The organism is Cupriavidus yeoncheonensis (genome assembly GCF_905397275.1).
GTDB classification, from domain to species: domain Bacteria; phylum Pseudomonadota; class Gammaproteobacteria; order Burkholderiales; family Burkholderiaceae; genus Cupriavidus; species Cupriavidus yeoncheonensis.
The window spans coordinates 21,258-40,759 of sequence record NZ_CAJPUY010000024.1 but is presented as its reverse complement, the minus strand read 5'-3'; the positions used below and the strand labels follow the sequence as shown (position 1 = coordinate 40,759).

General features: G+C 62.0%; 14 protein-coding genes and 1 pseudogene. 2 read left to right on the top strand and 13 right to left on the bottom strand.

Annotated features, from left to right (window positions below):
- Positions 1-138 precede the first annotated feature (138 nt).
- The gene (locus KHO22_RS26540; RefSeq protein ID WP_211950152.1) at positions 139-1,053 is read left to right on the top strand and encodes a LysR family transcriptional regulator; all 915 of its coding nucleotides are present in this window, start codon (positions 139-141) and stop codon (positions 1,051-1,053) included.
- 648 nt (positions 1,054-1,701) lie between these two features.
- On the opposite strand, the gene KHO22_RS26535 is transcribed toward KHO22_RS26540, so the two are convergent.
- From KHO22_RS26535 to KHO22_RS26510, 6 genes and pseudogenes are all read right to left on the bottom strand, one after another.
- Positions 1,702-2,496 (bottom strand): crotonase/enoyl-CoA hydratase family protein, encoded by a 795-nt coding sequence (locus tag KHO22_RS26535; protein WP_211950151.1) that lies wholly within the window; start codon positions 2,494-2,496, stop codon positions 1,702-1,704.
- A 25-nt stretch (positions 2,497-2,521) separates the two neighbouring features.
- Positions 2,522-3,749, bottom strand: a pseudogene (locus KHO22_RS26530) (CaiB/BaiF CoA transferase family protein).
- Between the two features lie 2 nt (positions 3,750-3,751).
- On the bottom strand, positions 3,752-4,564 hold the full coding sequence (locus KHO22_RS26525) for a tripartite tricarboxylate transporter substrate binding protein (RefSeq protein ID WP_268914544.1): 813 nt from the start codon (positions 4,562-4,564) through the stop codon (positions 3,752-3,754).
- A 186-nt stretch (positions 4,565-4,750) separates the two neighbouring features.
- A complete protein-coding gene (locus KHO22_RS26520; protein WP_211950150.1) occupies positions 4,751-5,938 on the bottom strand; it encodes a fumarylacetoacetate hydrolase family protein in 1,188 nt (395 codons plus the stop codon).
- 10 nt (positions 5,939-5,948) lie between these two features.
- Positions 5,949-6,749: an enoyl-CoA hydratase/isomerase family protein gene (locus KHO22_RS26515; RefSeq protein ID WP_211950149.1), complete on the bottom strand. Its 801-nt coding sequence runs from the start codon at positions 6,747-6,749 to the stop codon at positions 5,949-5,951.
- Between the two features lie 30 nt (positions 6,750-6,779).
- A complete protein-coding gene (locus tag KHO22_RS26510; protein WP_211950148.1) occupies positions 6,780-8,039 on the bottom strand; it encodes an alpha/beta fold hydrolase in 1,260 nt (419 codons plus the stop codon).
- A gap of 116 nt (positions 8,040-8,155) precedes the next feature.
- On the opposite strand from KHO22_RS26510, the gene KHO22_RS26505 reads away from it, so the two are divergent.
- Entirely contained in the window at positions 8,156-8,746 is a 591-nt protein-coding gene (locus KHO22_RS26505; RefSeq protein WP_211950147.1) for a CGNR zinc finger domain-containing protein, read from the top strand.
- Positions 8,747-8,995: 249 nt separating this feature from the next.
- Here the strand turns inward: KHO22_RS26505 and KHO22_RS26500 are convergent, their stop codons facing one another.
- The 7 genes from KHO22_RS26500 to KHO22_RS26470 all read right to left on the bottom strand — a co-directional run bounded on the left by KHO22_RS26500 (position 8,996) and on the right by KHO22_RS26470 (position 19,412).
- On the bottom strand, positions 8,996-10,168 hold the full coding sequence (locus tag KHO22_RS26500) for a porin (RefSeq protein ID WP_211950146.1): 1,173 nt from the start codon (positions 10,166-10,168) through the stop codon (positions 8,996-8,998).
- A gap of 200 nt (positions 10,169-10,368) precedes the next feature.
- A complete protein-coding gene (locus KHO22_RS26495) occupies positions 10,369-11,259 on the bottom strand; it encodes a 4Fe-4S dicluster domain-containing protein (RefSeq protein WP_211950145.1) in 891 nt (296 codons plus the stop codon).
- The gene (locus KHO22_RS26490; RefSeq protein WP_211950144.1) at positions 11,252-14,248 is read right to left on the bottom strand and encodes a molybdopterin-dependent oxidoreductase; all 2,997 of its coding nucleotides are present in this window, start codon (positions 14,246-14,248) and stop codon (positions 11,252-11,254) included. Before KHO22_RS26490 ends, KHO22_RS26495 begins: the two co-directional genes overlap by 8 nt.
- 19 nt (positions 14,249-14,267) lie before the next feature.
- A complete protein-coding gene (locus tag KHO22_RS26485) occupies positions 14,268-16,199 on the bottom strand; it encodes an acyl-CoA synthetase (protein ID WP_211950143.1) in 1,932 nt (643 codons plus the stop codon).
- Between the two features lie 31 nt (positions 16,200-16,230).
- Positions 16,231-17,271 carry an alcohol dehydrogenase catalytic domain-containing protein gene (locus KHO22_RS26480; protein ID WP_211950142.1) on the bottom strand — a complete coding sequence of 347 codons (1,041 nt, stop codon included), beginning with the start codon at positions 17,269-17,271 and terminating at the stop codon, positions 16,231-16,233.
- Positions 17,268-18,224 carry a fumarylacetoacetate hydrolase family protein gene (locus tag KHO22_RS26475; protein WP_211950141.1) on the bottom strand — a complete coding sequence of 319 codons (957 nt, stop codon included), beginning with the start codon at positions 18,222-18,224 and terminating at the stop codon, positions 17,268-17,270. Before KHO22_RS26475 ends, KHO22_RS26480 begins: the two co-directional genes overlap by 4 nt.
- Positions 18,225-18,269: 45 nt before the next feature.
- Positions 18,270-19,412 carry a VOC family protein gene (locus KHO22_RS26470; protein ID WP_211950140.1) on the bottom strand — a complete coding sequence of 381 codons (1,143 nt, stop codon included), beginning with the start codon at positions 19,410-19,412 and terminating at the stop codon, positions 18,270-18,272.
- Positions 19,413-19,502 lie beyond the last annotated feature (90 nt).

Genomic DNA, 19,502 nt, shown 5'->3' with positions numbered 1-19,502 from the left:
GTCTCCTGACAGTTGGCGGAAGCCGGGGCATCCGCGGTGCCAGCATGGTAGGAACGCCGGTCGCGCCGCGCTACTGATAAGATTTCATAGTGAACACTTCTGGTGTTCACAGCCGTACAGGTATCCCGAAGGTGGAAAATGAAAAACAGTCAGTTGCGGGCCTTTGTCGCCATTGCCGAACAGGGAACCATCCGGGCTGCTGCCCGTTCGCTGGCGCTGTCCCAGACAGCGGTGACCAAGTCCCTGCGGGAACTGGAGCTCGACCTCCAGGTGCCTTTGCTGAGCCGCAGCCCGCAAGGCGTGCGGCTGAACGACGCCGGCCTCGAACTGCTCAGGCGCGCGAAGCTGATACTGGCCGAAGTGGACGACGCACGCGCCTCGATCCGGAGTCTGTCCGGCCAGGGCACGCCGCACATCCATGCGGCCGTGACCCCCGCCTTCTCGCTCATGTGCCTGCCCGATGCGCTGCAGCGCTTTCGCAGCCGCTATCCCGACGCGCGCCTGACCATCCGCGACGCCTTCCTGTCGGAAATGTTGCCCCTGCTGCGTGACGGGACCATCGATGTCGCCATCACCTCGCTGCTGCCGGAAGTGCTGGGAGCCGACCTGGGCTTCGAGCCTCTTGGGCGCCTCGCGGTTGCCATGTCGACCCGGGCCGGCAAGTTCGGGCCCGGGCCGCATCGCCTGGCGGACCTGGGCGAGTCGGTCTGGCTGCTCGACAGTTCGCGCGGCGGCACCAGCGAAACGGTTCGCCAGTGGTTCATCCGCCATCAGGTGCCGCTGCCACGCCAGATCATCGAATGTCCATCGTCCATGGCGTCGCTCGTGCTTTCCACCAATGGCGATGCCATCGCCCCGGTTCCGCAGCCGGTGCTATCGCTGCCGTGGATGGCACCGCTGATCAGCGAGATCCGGCTCAGGGAGCCGCTGCCGACCATGCAGATCGGGATCGTCAAGCGCAAGGGCAATGTGCTGGACGCGCCCGCCAACTGGTTCGTCGAATGTGCGCGCCTGGCGATACGCTCGGTCCCCAGCATGAATCTGTCCCGCTAGCGGAGCAGCGGCACTGGAACGATGGGACGAGCGAAATCCGGATACTCAGGTTCCGCATCGAGCATCACTTCGAGAGCACTCAAGGTGAGCGCCTGAGTGGGCGCAGCTATCCGGCGACAGGCGGAAACACATACCACCCGCCATCGCCGTGGCGGAAAAAGGCAATGGACAAGCGCCGCGTGGTTCGGGTCGATTCGACACACACCAGGCAACCCTTGTGGTTGGCAAGATGCCTGAAGCAGGTAACGCGCGCCGGACTGGCGTCGCTGGGCGACAACCACTTTTCTACCAGCGCGCGTAGCGAATTTTCTGATCTGCGCATGGTGGCACTCCTTCTGAGGCACGTCTTGCCGGTACCGCACACCGCATCGGCCCCTCCTTGATTTCAAGGCTAGTTGTGGAACCTCGCCGATGCCTTCGGTTGGGGGCCACAATACGCAGCAGAATGAACTGAATCGTGCGTAGGACGTTCCTGACAGAATGTGGTGCCGAGCCCGGCGCGTCGGCCGGAGCACTTCGGTCCTTGCGACTGCAAGTCAATCCCCCCGAGGCAACGGGAAGGCGATGCCGAACCGGCCGGCGCCGACGCGCAGCGAAACAAGACACCGGCACCGACGATCGCGCCAGGTCATCTCCCCGTGCCGGCCGCTACGCAATTGCCGTCGGCTTCCGCTTCTCCAGGAACGCCGATACAGCTTCCCGATGGTCGGCCGTCTGGTGCGAGATCACCTGGAAGCCGGCCGACAACTCCAGCAGCGAATCCAGCCGCATGTGCATGCCTTCGCGCAGCAGGCGCTTGGCCATGCGCACCGCATGCGGCGGGTTGGCAGCCACTGCCTCGGCCAGTTCGCTGGCGGTGGCAAGCAACTGGTCCGCCGGGACAACCTGGGACACCAGGTTCCACTCCAGCGCCTTGCCGGCATCGATCGCACGCCCCGTGAATGTCAGTTCCGCCGCGCGCGACAAGCCGACGATGCGCGGCAGCAACCACGCGCCGCCGTCGCCCGGGATGATCCCCAGCTTCACGAAGCTCTCGGCAAAGATCGCCTTCTCGGATGCGATGCGCATATCGCACATGCAGGCCAGGTCCAGCCCCGCGCCGATGGCGGGGCCGTTGACGGCGGCAATCACGGGCACCTCGAGATTGAACAGCGCCAGCGGCAGGCGCTGTATGCCCCGCCGGTAGTCGCGGCGGATCTCCATTCCGGAGACGTCGCCCGACGACTGGCGCTCCATTTCCTGGATGCTGCCGCCCGACGAGAAGGCGGTGCCGGCACCGGTGATGATGACCGCGCGCACGCTGCTGTCACCCTCGATCCGGTCGATGGCTTCGAGGAACTCGTCCACCGCCGTGTTGCCGGTCAGCGGATTGCGCCGGTCAGGCGCGTTCATGGTCAGCGTGACGACGTGGCCACGGTGTGCGTAATGCAGAAAGCTTGTCATGGTGTTCCTGGTTTTCGGATGCCAGTCAGATGGCCGAGTTCTCGCGCAGGCGCCTGATCTCGCCGTCGTCGTAGCCCAACAGTGTCTTCAGTACATGTTCGGTATGCTGACCTAGCAGAGGCGGCGCCGACTTTGCCTCGGGTGGCGTCGCGCTCATCCGGATCGGGTTGCGCACCAGCCGGACCGCACCGCCGAGCGGGTGGTCGACCTCAACCTTCATGCCGCGTGCAATGACCTGCTCGTTCTCGAAGACTTCGGCCATGTCGTTGATCGGACCGCAGGGGACGCCCGCCGCTTCCAGCTGCGCAATCCACTGGTGCTTGTTGCGCGAGCCGACCATCTCGGCGAGGATCAGGACCAGCGTCTCGCGGTTCCGGACCCGTGCGGGATTCGTCGCGAAGCGCTCGTCGTCCGCCAGTTCCACTCGCCCGCCCGTCTGCACGAACTTGCGGAACTGGCTATCGTTGCCGACCGCCACGATGATCCAGCCGTCGCTCGCCTTGAACGATTGGTACGGCACGATATTCGCGTGGGCATTGCCCCATCGCCTGGGGACTGTGCCACCGGTCAGGAAGTTGGCGCCGACGTTTGCCAGCATCGCCACCTGCACGTCGAGCAGTGCGAGGTCGGTCGATGTACTGGCCCTCGCCGGTGCGGTCGCGGTGCGCCAGCGCAGCCAGCACGGCCGTGGTCGCGTACATGCCGGTCATCAGGTCGGCAATCGCCACGCCGGCCTTCTGCGGCCCGTCACCACCGCCGTCGGCGTCAGGCTCGCCGGTGACGCTCATGAAGCCACCCATTCCCTGGACGATGAAATCGTAGCCCGCGCGCTGCGCATACGGGCCGTCCTGCCCGAACCCCGTGATCGAGCAGTAGATCAGCGCCGGATTGATCGCCTTCAGCGAGGCGTAGTCGAGGCCGTACTTCCTCAACTGGCCGACCTTGTAGTTCTCCAGCACGACATCGCTCTGCGCGGCCAGATCGCGCACGATGCGCTGTCCTTCCGGCGTGCCGATATCGACTGTCACCGAGCGCTTGTTCCGGTTGGCCGCAAGGTAATAGGCCGCCTCGCGCGTCGCGGTGCCGTCCGGTGTCTTGAAGTACGGCGGGCCCCATTGGCGCGTGTCGTCTCCCTCGCCCCGACGTTCGATCTTGATGACGTCGGCACCGAAGTCGGCGAGCGTCTGGGCGCACCACGGCCCTGCCAGCACGCGCGTCAGATCGAGCACGCGGATTTGATCCAGTGCACCCATGGCTATTCCTTCATCAGCATCTGAACTCTTTTGAACCGGGCCTGTTCTGCCTGCATGAACTTCTCCGTGTCTTCCGTGGACATCGGGCTCATGGATGTCGCTCCGGTCGACGTGGCCCAGAGTTGATAGTCCGGATCATGGACTGCCGCGGCAAAGACATCATGCAGCTTCTTCTGGACTTCCGGCGATGTCTTTCGGGACACAAAAATGGACGGCCAGACTCTGTATCGGAAGTCCTTCACGAGCCTGCTTTCCCCGGCCGCAGCAGCGTTTGGCAAATGCGCGCTGCGCTGATCCGACGCAATGAAAACCACATGGAGCTTCCCCGCCTTGACCAGGTCGATGATCTGGCCATTAAGAGGCAGGAAGCCCAGGTCAATATTGCCCGCCAGGATATCCTGCAGCAGCGGTGCACCACCTTTATATGGCACATCGATTCCCTTGATCCCGGTCTGTGCGCGAAGATCCAGAGCGGCGACATGAGAGAGAGATCCAGGCCCCCAGTTGCCGAAGGACAGGGGATTACTTTCACGCTTCTTGCTTAGTGCAACCAGCTCATCGATCCCTTTGGGAGGGTTCTTCATGGTGGATACCAGAGCCATATCCGAAATGCGCAGCGGATAGACGAGCTTGAATTGCTCCACTCCCACCTTCCCGCCCTTCCGCAGCGCCGAAAGTGCCATGATGTCGTCGCCGGTAAGGCAGGCGACGGTGCTTCCATCCGCCTGATCACTCAGTGTTGACTGCGCCGCAAGCAGACCCGAGGCGCCGCCGAGATTCTCCGGGACGACCGTTCTCCCGTGATCCGCTTCAATGGCACGGCGACTCGCCTGACAGCCGTGTCCGCCGCTCCGCCTGCGGCGTATCCGATCTTGATGACTAGTGGAGAGGGATTGGCATCCGCTGCCTGGGCGCCGATTGAACAGAGGATCAGAGCGAACCAGGTCGCTGTCAGTAACAATGCTCGATGAATCACGGTTTGTCTCCTGGGATTCTTAATGTCACGCCACGGTTGAACGCACTTCCCCAAGGCCAACCCGTAGTCCATTGGGCAAGAGTGCGTGCCCGGTCAGCACCGTCTCATCGCCATCTTCCAGGAAAGATCTGGTGTTCCCGTTACCGAGCGTGACGGGGTGAGTGCCATTCTTTGAGATTTCCATCAGGCAACCCAATTCATCCTCCCGCGGACCACTGACAGTGCCCGACGCAAAGAGATCGCCCACTCTTGTCCGGGCACCGTTGACGGTCATATGCGCAAGCATCTGAGCCGGCGACCAATACATATCGCGAAAGTTTGGCCTGGCGATGGCGTGACCGTTGATGGCGACCTCCAGAGCCAGGTCCAGTCCCCATGCAGGGACTTCCCCGCCGAGGTAGGACGCGGGAACCGGATCTTGAGGAGGCAGAGGCAGTCTTGCTCCGTCCAGGGCTGCCAGCGGCACAACCCAATGCGAAATGGAAGTCAGGAACGACTTGCCGGTGAACGGGCCAAGTGGAAAGGTCTCCCAGGCTTGCAGATCACGCGCGGTCCAGTCGCACACAAGGCTCGCGCCGAAGACATAGTCGTCGAAGTCATCGACCGTCACCGGTTGGCCGATGGGCGAACCGCGACCCACGACAAAGCCGACTTCCAGTTCGAAGTCGAGTTTCCGGCTCGGGCCGTATATCGCCTGGCCGTCGCCCGACGCTGACTGACCCCAGGGACGCTTTACTGGCACGCCAGACGGATACACCGTACCCGCCCGGCCGTGATATCCGACAGGAAGGCTCTTCCAGTTGGCGTGCAAGGGCGGAGTTCCCGGGCGAAAGAGCCGTGCAACGTTCACCGCGTGATGCTCGCTCGCGAAGAAGTCAACGTAGTCTGCCACTTCGAATGGCATCCCGAGATGAACGTCATTGAGCGGGCGGGCATTCCTGACAACCAGATCGCGCAATCGCGGACGCTCCAGTGACTCGATGATCCGGCCGCGCAGCTCGTTCCACGTGCCCCGGCCTTGTTCCATGAGCGGGTTGAGTGCAGACGCGCTCAGGTAGGCATCGCCGAACATTCCGAAGAGGTCAAGGACATGGTCGCCGAGACGGGCGCCGATTCGTGGCGCGGAGCCGTCTGATGGTTGGAAAATGCCGTACGGCAGACACTGAATCCCGAAAAGGTCGTCGCCACAGAGTTTGTCAAGGTCGAAGGGCATCTCGGTCGCCTCACTTTCCGGTGAATTTCAGGGCAGGCCGTGCACCGCCTGTGGCCAACGCCTTTGCCGCGGAGTCGATGCCTGCGCGTACATCCTCACTATCGAGAACGGCAGGGATCAGCTCGATCATCTGCGCGTCCGCGTGATGGATGCCACCGGATGCCCAGGCCCCGAGGACCGCTTTCGTAGCCGCGTGCGCCCGGGTAGGACCTTCTGCGAGCTGCGTGGCCATGGCGAGGGTTTCGTCGCCGATCAGTTCATGAGGTACGACTTTGGAGACAATATTGAGGCTGTGCGCCTGGCTTGCGGAGAGATTCTCGGCAAGCATGACGATCCTGTTTGCGACGTTCCGGCCCGCCCGCTCCGCAATACGCTGTACGCCGCCAGCCAGGGGAAAGACCGCAATGGTCGCTTCGGTAAAGCGGAAATTTGCCTCTTCGCTGGCGATGACAAAGTCCGTATGCAGGGCCAACTCGAAGCCGAATCCGTTCGCGCGGCCGTGCACGGATGCGATCGTCGGAATGGTCAGGTTTTCAAGGGCGGACAGGATGCCGTTGGAAAACTGCCAGCGTTCCTTGCGCTTCTGATAGGAGTTGTAGGTCGACCATTCCCGAAAATCGCCGCCCATGCAGAAATTTTCGCCTTCGGCATTGACCACCAGAACGCGAACGTCGGATAGCGCCGCCTCGCGCACGGCGTCGCCCAGGTCTGCAACGAGCTTGCGGTTGGCGCGGTTGTCGGGAGGACGATGCAGGGTGACGTAGCCAATGGCGTCCTTGCGGGAAAACGAGACGAATTTTTCGGTGCTCATGATTTATTTTCCAATTCAGAAAGAAGAAATTCAGCGAAGTGGCCAGACTTGCGCGAGCTGTTCGGCGTCGGTCAGCGTGTTTGCCATGGCGACGACGCGCCAGCCGTTATCGGTGCGATGCACTTCGAAATGCGTAGCCACCCTTTGGAGTTCCTGGTCTTGCGCACCTTTGCGCGACCAGAGTGCATCGACACAGGCTGCGGACTGGTTGTAGATCGTGACCCTGCGGTCCAGGATTTTTGTTGTCCGGTACCCGCTCGCTTTCAGGGGAGCTTGCGTCGCACGGATCTGTGCGAGTACATCGCTTTCACTCATGAGCCACTGCGTTCGCACCATCGCCGCGGCATGTAGCGGCGCTCCCCAGTACTGGAGCATGCTCTCGGGCTCCGCGGCTCCGCTGCAGACGGCTATCCAGGTGTCAACGTAGGACTCGAAGAACCATTCTTCGAATTCCTCTGCGGTCCTGTCGAGGTTCGATGCGCTGATGACCTGCGGTGCGGACAGGTTCGGCCTGATTTCAGCAATGAAGGCGGCTACCGCGTCAGCGGTGGCCTGAGGCTTTTCGACGTGCGGCCAATGCCCTGCCCCTGCAACGTGCTGCGTGCTTACGTTGGCAAAGCGAGCGCACACCGCTTCTTGCAGAAAGGATGGCGAGAAGAATTTGTCGTCAGAGGTAATGACGAGTGTCGGGGCATAAGCGCGCGAGGGAACTGCCCCCAATCGATGTCCCTGCACCCAGGCCTCCAGTTCGACCAGGGATTCGTCGACAGGCGTGTTCACTGCCGATGCCACAAGGACTTGCATGGCGTCAGGGTCGGCTTCGAATGTCCGGGCCGCCCGCCCTTTCCCGACCACTTGCGGATCCTTCTGCCTTGCAAGCGCCTGGAACGCTTGCATCTGGTCAGCGGTCAGCGGGTAACCACGAAGTGGCGCGGGCAGGATCAGCGCCAGTGCATCGACCCGCGAGACTCCGGCCACCAGTTCGGCAACCTGGCCGCCCATGCTGTGCCCGACAAGCACGACGGGTAGCCGTGGTTCGCGGAGCTTCTCGATCAGTCCAGCGACCCGGGTCGCATAGGCGTCGAGAGCGTTGCTCGTTACCCCCTTCGCATAGTCCATGGAAACCACCGTCCAACCGTCCAGGCTGGCGGCCGACGCGAACCGCTGCCAGGTATGACGATCGTCCAGAAACCCATGAATGAGGGCCACCAGACCCTTGGGCCCTTCCCTCCAGACCTGGTACTGCACACCCAATTCGGAACCTGCTCCAACTACCTTTTCGTCGCCCATGCCTTCCTCTTGAAACCGGTTGAAGTGGTGTCATTATAAAACCGGTTGAACAGGTGTCAAGACGCGGGCGCATTGGTACAATCCCGGTGAAACGATGGAGAACCCAAGGAAAAGACGTGGAAAATGCCAGCTACAAAGCACTTGCCTATGTGGGTGGGCGACGGTGCCTGGACTTTGTTGCGACCTGCCGCAAGCGGTACTCCCAACCGGTCGAACTTCTTGCCGACCCGGAATCGCTACTGACCTGGCTCAGGGAAGCCGGCTTCGAGACCAGGCAGGACGCCGAGGCCGGATGTACGGCCGAAGACCTGCAGGCAGCCATACGTTTGCGGGAGGCGATCTACCAGCTCGTTCAGGCGACCATTGACAAGCGAGGATTTGCGCAAGGAGACGCAGACGTCGTGAATACCTATGCCAGGCGTCCCAACCTCGCCCCACAGCTAACGGTAGATGGCGTCAGTGATCCGGAGCATCCCTACAAGCTGGGCTGGACTGCCGATGAGTTCGTCACGGCCGCCCTTTCCACCATTGCCCGCGACGCTGTGACTTTGCTGTCTTCGCCGCTTCTCGCGCGAGTCAAGTCCTGCGCAAACCCGAAATGCTCGATGCTGTTTCTGGATGATTCGCAGGGTCTAAGGCGAAAGTGGTGCTCCATGAGCCGATGCGGCAACCTTTCGAAGCTTGCGACATACCGCGCGCGCCAATAAGCACAGAAGCCATTCCATCAATGCGTGCGGCCATGAAGTCATGGCTGCTCATCCGAACCCGGCCGGCGATGGGCTCTCCGCCAGGGCTCGGCTGCGCGCCCCGATCCCAGCTTGCAGCCGTAGCAGAACAGCGTGCTGTGAAGCATTTGCAGGGCTCGTCGAGCCTGGCCTCGAACCCTGAAGCGGCCCGAACCGCCTACGAAGATGGAGCTCGGGGCCGGAATGGCCGGCCCCGACTGTTGATCGGTATTAAAAGATATGGCGGACACCTGCTGCAACGCCGATCATCGACGTCTGTCCGTTCGCAGGCGCGTAAGTGTTATTGAGTAAGAGGCTGGCGCCATAGCCAGACGCCGCTGATTCGAGCATCAGCCCGGCGTTACGCGCATAGGCCGTGGACACATACAAATCTGTCCGCTTGCTCAGGCTATATTTCGCCATGAAGAGCAGTTGCCATGGGTTCGCCACCGTAACGCTCCCGTTCAGATTCCGGACATTCTGGTAATCATATTCGAGCGTCAGTTCGAAGGCTGGAGTCAATTGATAATTCGCCCCCACCCAGTAATAGTCATCGCGCAGAACTGTCAGGCTATGCTGATCCTTGTTCTGCCCCCAGCGATACCCACCCATGACCTTGGTCTTCCCATCGAACGTATAGCTCGCCGCGACCGCTACGCGCCGATTGGTACCGCTGCCTTGGGCGATTGACGGATTGTACTGATCGTAGTCGATGGTGAAGCCGAACGCGCCGGGCGTATAGATCAGCGCTGCACCATACCCCGTGTCACCCCTGGCTCGCCCCGGCACCTCGCCATTGCCTCCGACCATGACTTGCTGGGCGAACGGACTGGTAGGAGGCAAAGTGATCCCGACACCAAAGGACCAATGCGCAATCGCTGTCACCGGCCCTGCTACGGCGGCGTACTGAACGGTATTGTTCTCGCGGAAGTTCGGGCCGGCTATCACACCGATCGGCTCATACTGAACCGCGTAGGCCGCTGGCATGAAATTGGCCAATCCGAGAAAGAGCGAAGTGTACTGCCGGCCGAATGTGAGTTGGCCAAACTTGTTGCTGCGCAAACCGACGTACGCCTGCCGGTCAAACAGTGTGTTGTTCATTTCCAGAGCGCCTGTATCGGCCTGAAAACCGCTTTCCAGGACGAAGAGCGACTTCATGCCGGCACCCAGGTCCTCTTCTCCGCGTAAGCCCCAGCGGGATCCCGCAACGCCACCGCTGTTCATGCGGGTGACGCTGTGCCCCGCCCCAGGGTTGTAAAGATTCGTAGGTAATGGAACCGATCCAACTCGATTCATGTATTCGAGATTGGTGTCAACAACCCCATACAGCGTGACACTGGACTGGGCGTGGGCAGCCCCGGAAAACAATCCGACGGCTGCACAGGTAAGAATGCGCTCTCTCATGCTGCAATGTCTCCTCATTGTCGTATCGGTGGTAATGAAAGCAGGTGGAAAGAGATCTGGAAGAGCCGGCCACAGCGGTCAGCCGGACACCATCGAGACACACCAGCGCGAACGCTGAACGCGAGTTCCCCGCCGCGTACCAGGGCTTCGCCCAACTCGGCTGGTGTGGGGTGATGGGCACGGCTATCCCAGCCGTGCCGTCAGCTCATCGGGGCGCGCATGCTGACGGGTACCGCTCCCGCCTCCGATGGCCGGGGGACTAGCACGATTTCGCCGAGATAAAGGCTTTCGTGGAGTTCGCAGCCCCTGTGCGCCGTTCCCGCGCTGTGATGGATTTCAATGCGATAGGCGCCGCTTTTTCCGGGCAGGCTGCCAAAGCGGAAGTCGCCGAAATCATCGCTTTCGGTCATGGCAATCTTCTTGTCGCCCTGGTACAGCGACACTTCGGCGCCCGCAACGCAATCGACCTTGCCAGATGCCTCGACGCTGACGCTGCCACCGATGAAGCACGCATCCCAGCGCTCCAGCCCACGGTAATAGACTCTCGGCCTGGCGCCCAGCCTGGGCAGCAGCACATTCAATCCCTCAGTGCGGGCCTTCTGGGCCATGGCGTTGTCGTCAAGCTTCACCGCCTCGAAGACATCGGTGGGGCATGCTTGCTGACAGCGGGGGCGCTGCCAACCGTTGTCGAGCAAATGGGCATCAAAAATCCAGGTCTGAGGGAGCTGGAGCTCCTCGTTCCAGACGATGGCCTTGTAAGGGCAGGATCGGACGATGTCCTTGCGGCCCTTGCCCTTGACGGGGTCAATGATGACAATGCCATCCTTGCGCTTCGTAATCGCGTCCCCGCCCGCTTTCATGCATGGCGGGTTGTCGCAGTGGTTGCACATGACTGGCAGGTAGGTCGTTTCGACCATTGGCGCCTGTCCCTCGACGCGGCGCAGAATGCGGATCGTGCTTTCACCGGACACGGATGCGGGAGCCGCATACCCGGGAAAGTCGTTACCGACGTGCTCGTCCTTCTCGGCAATGACGCAGTTATAGCAATTCTCGCAACGGCCGACGTTGATGATGAGATTCCACTTACTCATGAGCGATCCCTGTGTGGGCGCGGCCCAGCTTGAATTGCTCGGCGCCATGCCATTTCTCGATTTGCACCAGGCATGAATTGGGGCTCATGCTGCTTGTGCCCCGCGTCTGGGGGCGGTCCGGCGTGAGGATGTTCATGCAGCCGCCGATCTCGACGGTTTCGCCTCCGAAGTCCACCATCTGGAACTCGGCACTCGCCTCATGCGACTTCACCACGCCTGGCACCATCAAGGGCGAGATATCTGCCGCACAGATCACCGCCCCGCGGTCGTTATAGACCTTGACCAGGTCACGGTGCGCGATCCCGCGTTCTTTCGCGTCGACGGCATTGATGCGCAGCAGCCAGAAGTCATGACCGGCGATCCGGGCACGGTGGTCTCGCACGTGATTCACGGCGCTGTTCTTGCCATCGCTGGACGTGTGGAAGCTATAGCGAGAGTGCGTGGCGATCATCTGCAGGGGATATTTGCCCGCCAGCGCGGTCCCGAGACCTTCCCACGAGGGGATGTAGCGATTGAGCGCCGGCCGGTCGGGATTGTCTGCCGTGTGGCGCCTGAGAATTTCGGGAACGAACTCGATCTTGCCACTGGGCGTTTGCACGCCCGTGCCGAATCCCTCGGCAAACTGGCTTGGCAGCGGGTGCGGCTCGGGGACGTCCTTCTGGCGGCCTTCTGCGAACCACCGCATATCCACCGGTTGGCTGAAATCCGGCCTTTCGGGCGGGACAACGTAGTAGCCCTTGCGACAGAACTCGGTCCAGGAGATATGGTTCGGCAGATCGGAGCCATCGAAAACGCGCTTGACCCAGTCAAGCTCCGAACCGCCTTCGGTAAACAAGGCCCCGAGACCCAGCCGCTCCAGAATCCCGGTGAATATGTCGTAGTCAGACCTGGACTCACCGAGTGGATCGATGCACTTGTGCTGCAGCGTTACGACGCGATGATTGACGCCGGCAATCCCATGATGCGCGTAGCCCCCCGAATTCGACCATTCGCCAATGTCCCAGCGCTCCAGCGCGCTGCAGGCCGGAAGAATGATGTCAGCGAACTGGGCCTCGCCCTCCATCCAGATCGACTGATTGACGACAAATTCAATGCTAGGGTGACGATAGGCATCGATCCATCGGCCGGACTTGGTGATGGTGCTGAATGCCGAGCCTCCGTACCGGTAGATCATGTGGATGGGCGAATAACCCGGCATCGGATAAGTGAAAGGCGCGAATTGCGCTTCCTGCGAAATGCCGTCCCAGAGATAGCCGCTGGCGTGGCCGTTGATGATGGCGTCGGGAAGCTGTTGCCGCGGGACCATTTGCTTGACCGGGTTCATCGTCAGAATGTGCGGCATCCGCTGATAGTTGTTGACAGCATTGCCGGTCCACACCAGATCACCGGAAATCCCTCCATCTGCGTACCCCGGAAAGTAGAAATGCAGGTCCACTGGCGTGCCGAGCTGAAGGCATCCGAAATTGACCCCCGGCTTGCCCCAGCCCTGCATCGCCATCATCATGATCATGCAGCGTGCCCACTGTTGCCCTGTGGCGCCGCGGCCGGCGCCGCCGAATCCGGCGCCCGTCATGCCGGCCGCCAGATAGACCTTCCTGTTGCCCCACTTTCGAGCGAGGGCGCGCACGTCCCTGGCCGGCACGCCCGTTTCGGCTTCCTGCCACTCTGGCGTCTTGGGGATACCGTCGGTTTGTCCCAGCAGATAGGCCTTCCACTCTTCGAAGCCGGTCGTGCGGGCCGCAACGTAGTCCTTGTCGTACAAGCCTTCGACTGCCCATACGTACATGATTGCAGTAGCCAGGGCGGCGTCGGTTTGCGGCCGTACCGGAATCCAGCGCCCGCCGAGCAATTGCGCCGTCGGATTGTTGTGCGGGTCGATGTGTATGAACTCGATGCCAAGTTCCTTGGCCCACAGGCGCCGTTGCGTGCCTTCGAATCCGGCATAGGCACCATTGGTGCTCTCCGGATCGCAGGACCAGAAGACAATCAGTTCGGCTTCCTTGAGGCAATCTTCGACTCCGCCATAGCCGGCCGGGACGCCGATGCGCATGGAATTGCCAAAATGATGCATTGCTCCCCAGTACCAGCCCTCCCAACTGTCCGGATTGGCAGCGACTCGGGTGAAGCCAATCAGATTGGCGAAGCGCGTCAAAGCGCTGAGGTAGTAGCCGACGTTGCCCCACTGATGGTGGGACGACATCGGAAAGGTGATGGCACCGGGACCGTGGACGCGTTTCTGCCGGTTGATTTCCGTGGCGACAAGGTCAAGGGCCTCGTCCCAGGATATGCGCACGTAGCCCGATTTCCCTCGGTTCTGTGGATTGCGCTCGCCATCGGGATCGTAATCCACGCGCTTCATCGGATGAAGAATGCGCTTGTCCGAATAGACGACCGACTTCAGCGTCATCGCATGAGGCGCCACCAGTGCACGGCGCTGCGGTCGAAAGGTCTTCCCGCGCGCCGTGACCTCCCAGCCTTGCGCATCGTCGGCGTCGAACTCGAGAGGTGTCACCCGCAGGACGCGTCCCGCTTTCACGTAGACGAAAAGCGGGCCGCCATTCGTGCAGGTCGTAAAGCGGCGCGTTCCGTCGGCCACCGGCGTACCCATCGAGACGCCCACAGTCTGGCTGAGGTTCAGCGTTTGCATCAACCAGACCACCAAGGGGTCCGGCCCCTTCGTGATGACCTTGAAATTTTTCGCGGCGTGGATGATATCGCCCTGATCCGGATTGGGCATGAGGAATTTCAGTGCCGTCGGGATATCCCTGAACAGCATGCTGACGTCGGGCTCGACGCTCTTCGCGTTCCGCGACCGCACCTTTCCTCCCTTGATTTCGAGGGTGAGACCAATGCTGCCGTCCAGCAACCCGACAAAGGCAGTACAGTTCTTTTGCTTCAGTCGCTGGCGGAAATTCGGCTGCTTCCAGGCGGTCAGATTGAGGACCCTTGGCAAGGCGAACAAGATGGTTCGAAGGACAATCTTCTTCATCGCTAGATCGAGTTGCGGGTCACGCCGGATGAGTGAAGTCGAGCGGGAATGGAAACCGTCCGACCAGGAGATCCCGCACGCGTTCGGCGTCGGCGGCGGCGCATTGGATGAACGCTACGGTGCCCCGCCTGATATCCGGCCCAACACGTACGTTGGCGGGCACACCGGCCAGTGCCAGATGTTCGCGGAATACTTCCTCGACAGCGCGCATGCGCAACTCGGCGCGGGCCACTTTGCCGACAGGGGTCAGCGGCAGCGCTTGCAGGATTTCGACGCGTGCGGGTACGGCGGCGCGCTCCGGTACAAGCGTGCGCGCCGCAGCCAGCAACTCGTCAGCGGAGAGAACGTGCCCCGGCTTGAGCGTGACATAGGCAACGGGCAATTCACCGGCGTGCGCATCCGGCTGGCTCACTGCAGCCGCCATCGCCACCGCCGGATGCTGAAGGAGCGCTTCCTCGATCATTGCCGGGTCGATATTGTGGCCGCCGCGAATGATCAGTTCCTTGGCACGGCCCGTCAGGTGCAGATAGCCATCCGCATCGAGATAACCGAGGTCGCCGGTGTTGAGCCAGCCCGGCTTTAGCCAGATGCCGCGGTTATCGTGCTCCTGCAGGTAGCCCGGGAACACATTGGGACCATGAATGCCGATCACACCGGTTTCGCCGGGAGCGGCCGGTTCAGTCGCAAGGCCGGCGCTACCACTCTTCCAGACTCCGATGGCCTGGTGGGGGAGACGCAATCCAACGCTACCGAGGCGGCGCTCGCCAAGTGGCGAACTGAGGGCCGAAACGCACGCGCCTTCTGTCATGCCATAGCCCTCGTACAACGGGATGCCGGCGGCAGCTTCGAAGCGTCTCGCAACTTCGGCCGGCAGCGGCGCGGCACCGCAGAAGGCGAAGCGAAGCGAAGAAATGTCGGCGCCATCGCGAGGCAGATCGGCTAGTGTGCTATAGATCGTCGGCACACCACTGAAGCTGTTCGCCCGAAACCGTTCAACCAGCTTCCAGAAGTTCGCCATCACGCCGTGACCGCGATAGCCGGCCGCCGTGAGCATGACGACCTCCCAGCCGCTATGGAAGGCGGCCAGACCGGTGACCATCGCGCCGTTCACATGGAACAGCGGAAGGCCGCACAGGATTGTATTGGAGGACGGGGTGAGCACGCTCAGCATTGACGCAACGAACGCCTCGTTGAGATGCGCGTGCGTCGCGACTTTTGGCAGGCCGGTGGTGCCACCGGTATGAAAGTACGAGCAGATGTCGGTCGGCAGAATGCGTCGCTCAGAGACCAGCGTGTCTGAAGGCTCGGCCGCCAACGCCTCTTCGAAGCCGACGATATTCACATCCACGCGAGCCGGCCGTGACGCCGCTTCGAATGCCGCCTCCAGGCGCTTGCGCTCTTCTTCGCCAACGTACGGCGTAGCGCTGACGACGAACAGGGTCCGCACCGCACGACAACGGTCAACCACAGCGATGGCCTTGTCCCAAAGCGTGCTGTCGTCCATCGGCGCGCAGGCGACCAGCACCTGGGCCCCGGTTTCCTCGACGATGGCGGCGATATAGTCCACCTCGAGCATCGGGTTGATGGGACTGGCAATGCCTGCGGCCTGCGCGCCGAGCAAGGCATAGTGAGTCTCAGGGAGATTGGGAAGCAGCACGGTTACCGCAGTACCTGGTGTCACGCCGGCACGGAAGAAAGCATTGGCGGCTTGCGTCACGCGCGCTTTCAGGCTCGCGTAGTTCACCGTAAACTCGGGGGCGTCGGGCGCTCCAGTCATCACGAAGCGAAGCGCGGTCTGCTCCTGATGGCGATCGCATGCGCGGCACAGGAGCTCGTATGTGTTTTGCGCGGGAACCTTCTCTTGCCAGGGCGTGCGTTCAAAGACGTCGATATCGGCCTGGGTCCGGATTTCGCCGGACAAAGTCCCGTCGCCCACCGTTGTATCGGGCATGCTTGTCTCCTTGATGTGGGGGTTCTTTTTGTCAGGGTTGCTGTGGCAGCAGGACTGCCCGCCCGGGCTCGCGCCGGGCGACGTGCAGGTATGCCTGCTCCACCTGCGAAAGCGGGAAGGTCTTCACGCAAAGTGGGCGCAGGGACGCTGCGCAGGTGGTAAGCGATTCCAGCACGGCTGAGCTCGAGCGGAACGTCGTCCACCCGTACCGTGCGCCGTGCGGAATCAGGGCGCGTTTGGCCCGCTTGCCAGCGAACGAGGCGACGCCGCCCGCGATCAGGCCCAGTCTGTCGAAGTTGCCGAGCAGCGGATGAACCGTTGTTGCATGACCCACCGCGTCTGGCGAGAGCAGGTGCAGCAGCTTTGCTTCATCGTCCCAGTTGGCGAAGTTCAGCGTGGCGGCAAAATGCCGCGGCAAGCTGGCGAGCGATTGCGCATGGCGGTCTACCACTTCCGCGGCGCCAGCGTCAAAACAGGCCTGGAGCCCGTTCTTTGCGCCGACCGCCGTGACCTTGGCTCCCAGCAGGTAGAGCAACCTGACAGCAATTTGTCCGAGGCCGCCAGTCGCCCCATACACGAGTACCGGGCGCTCCCGCACGGTATCGCGCGAAATGCCAGCGTCCGCGAATGCTCTCGCCACGGTTTGGAAGTTGTAGGGTAACGTGGCAAGGGCGTCAGCCGGAATAGATGAAGGGCTGAGCGCAACGTGGTCGGCCCGGACCATTACGTGCGTGGCATGCGTCCCCTCGCTTGACGGAGGCTTGGCCCCGAAAACAGCGTCGCCTTCGCGCAAGCCGTTCACGCCAGCACCCACGGCACAAACAATCCCTGCAAAATCGTTGCCGAGAACCAGGGGCATGCGCGTTGCCCCCATCAGCGAAAAGATTCTCCTGCCATAGCCGCCGCGTCGGCGCACATCGATGGGATTGACCGCCGCTGCCTCGACCTTCACCACGACTTCGCCGTTGCTCGGCTTCCTTTTGGACATCGGACGAACCTGCAGCGCAAAGTCCTCCCCGAATCCGTCGATCGCGGCAACCGCGGTAGCAGGTCCGAAGTCTGGGGAGTTCATGCCGACACCACGCGATTGCGCTGCTCGCCCAGCTCGATCGCACCATCGTCCGTGCGAATCGAAGCAGTCATGATGTCTCCCGGCTGAAGGTAGGCGGGGTTCGAGCGACCCTTCTTGATGAAAAGTTGCCACTTCGTACGCTCGGACAGTACGTGGCGGAACACCCACGTCGCCAGCTTGCCCGGCGCGCGGGCTGCGCAGCCCGCCGGCGTGCCGGTGGCAATGAGGTCACCGGGCTGCAGATCATGGAGCGCGGACAACTCCGTCAGCGTCTGGTGCGGTTTGAAGATCATGTCGCCGCAGTAGGTGTCCTGGCGCGGCTGCCCGTTCACATGTAGCCGCATGCGCAATTCAGGCCAGCGTGCCCATTCCTCGGCGTTCAGCAGTACCAGGAAAGGACCCACGGGACCAAAGCTGCGATAGCTCTTTCCTTTGTAGAACTGAGCCTGTGGCAGCTGAACGTCGCGGGCGGAAATGTCATTGACAATGGTGACACCCGCGAGAAACTCGTGAAGCTGCTCCGGACCGACGCGGAGCGCGCCCGTCAGCGGCTTGCGCACAACCAGGCCGAGTTCGATCTCGTAGTCGAGCAGGTGCACATGCCCCGGCCGCAAGACGTCGGCGTCAGCCGCGGCGAGACACGAAGGAGCCTTGGTGAACAGCGTGTTGAAGCCGATCTTGTCGGGGTCCATGCCAGACTCACGTACATGACTGGCGTAGTTAATGCCCTGGCACAAGAACTGGCGGTCTGGCGTCACTGGCGGCAGCAGCGTGACACCATCGAGCGCAAGCGTTGCCTCGCCCGGCGTGCTGCGCCAGGCTGCTTCCAGGCCATTCGTGACGAAGTCGGCAGTACTGGCGCCATCGCAGAGCAGTGGTGCGATACGGCGGTCGTGGACCACGCCCCAGTGTGGCTCGCCGGCATGGCTATATCGGACGACCTTGACAGCCATTTGTTCTCCTTGATGTGAGGGTTCTTGCAGTGACCGCGAGAGCGTTCACAGCCAGGGTCGAGCAGGACTCATGGCGCGCCCAAGCAACTTCAGGCGCTCCAGGGATAACCGTCCGGACCGCAGCAATCGAGCCACACGGAACACCGTGTCGAAATTGCGCTTGACGCCCATGCTGGCCGGGACGTCGTCGCCCCAGGCCCAGATGCCGGACATGTCGAGGGGGACGTAATGCGTCTCATGGTCGGCGGTAAAGACATCGCCGTCGGTGTAGTGCTCGAACTCCATGCCGTCGGGATCGAACCAGTAGTCGAAGAGTTGGCTGCCGAGGACGTGCCGGCCGATGCCCCACATATGCCGGTGGCCGTTCGCACGCAGCACGTTGTGGCCCTGTCCGAGCGCATCAAGGTCGAGCACCTCGTACGCACTGTGCTCATACTTCTCCTCAATCCCTCCTGCGAGAACGAAGGAGTGATGGTCCGCGGGCGTGCTTCCCAGATCCAGGCGGAAAAAGCAGAGGTTCGGTGACCCGTCCTCCAGATACTGAACATCGGTCGGGATCAGGCCGAGATGCCGCATGTACCAGCCCGCCATGCCAGGAAAGTCCACGGTCTGGAGCACGACGTGGCCGAGCTTCACCACGGCGGCGGGCTCCAGCGGCGGCCGCACCATTGCATTCACCCTGCGAAGCTGCCCTGGATCATTCGCGAGAGCGTGTGTCGGTTCCCGCAATGGCAGCCGATTGAGCGGCTGCTGTCCCGTGACCAGCCACAGGAGATTCCCGGCCGGGTCGGTCAGCTCGACGCCAGAACCGCCTCCCGGAACGGAGCCCTGCGGCAGTCGACGGGCATTCGCCTCGGCCTCGAGGCGAACCAGATCGGCCTCGCTGCGAACGGTAAACGCGGCGCCGACATAACGCGAGCGCCGGCCTTTCTGTATCAACAGCAGGCATGGCTGTGGCCCGGCACCGCGCATCAGCAACTGCTTGTCCGTGCGCGACACGCTGCACATGCCGAAATCCGTCAGGAAGCTCTCTGCAGCGCGCAAGTCATGCTTTTCAAAGATGAGAAAAGCAAGCGCCTGGGCTTTCACCAGGGCTTCTGGCCGCTGGAGTTTCTGGACCGAGGAAGGCAGTGCACTTTCTGGAAATGCTGGCGGCGTGCGCAGCACGCTGCGAGGCTGGCGGGTCATGTCGTCTCCTGGAGATGGCCGGGCATTGCCTGTAGCAACGCCCGATCTTTCGATGACATTATGGTCATCCTGACCGTTAAGTCAATATGA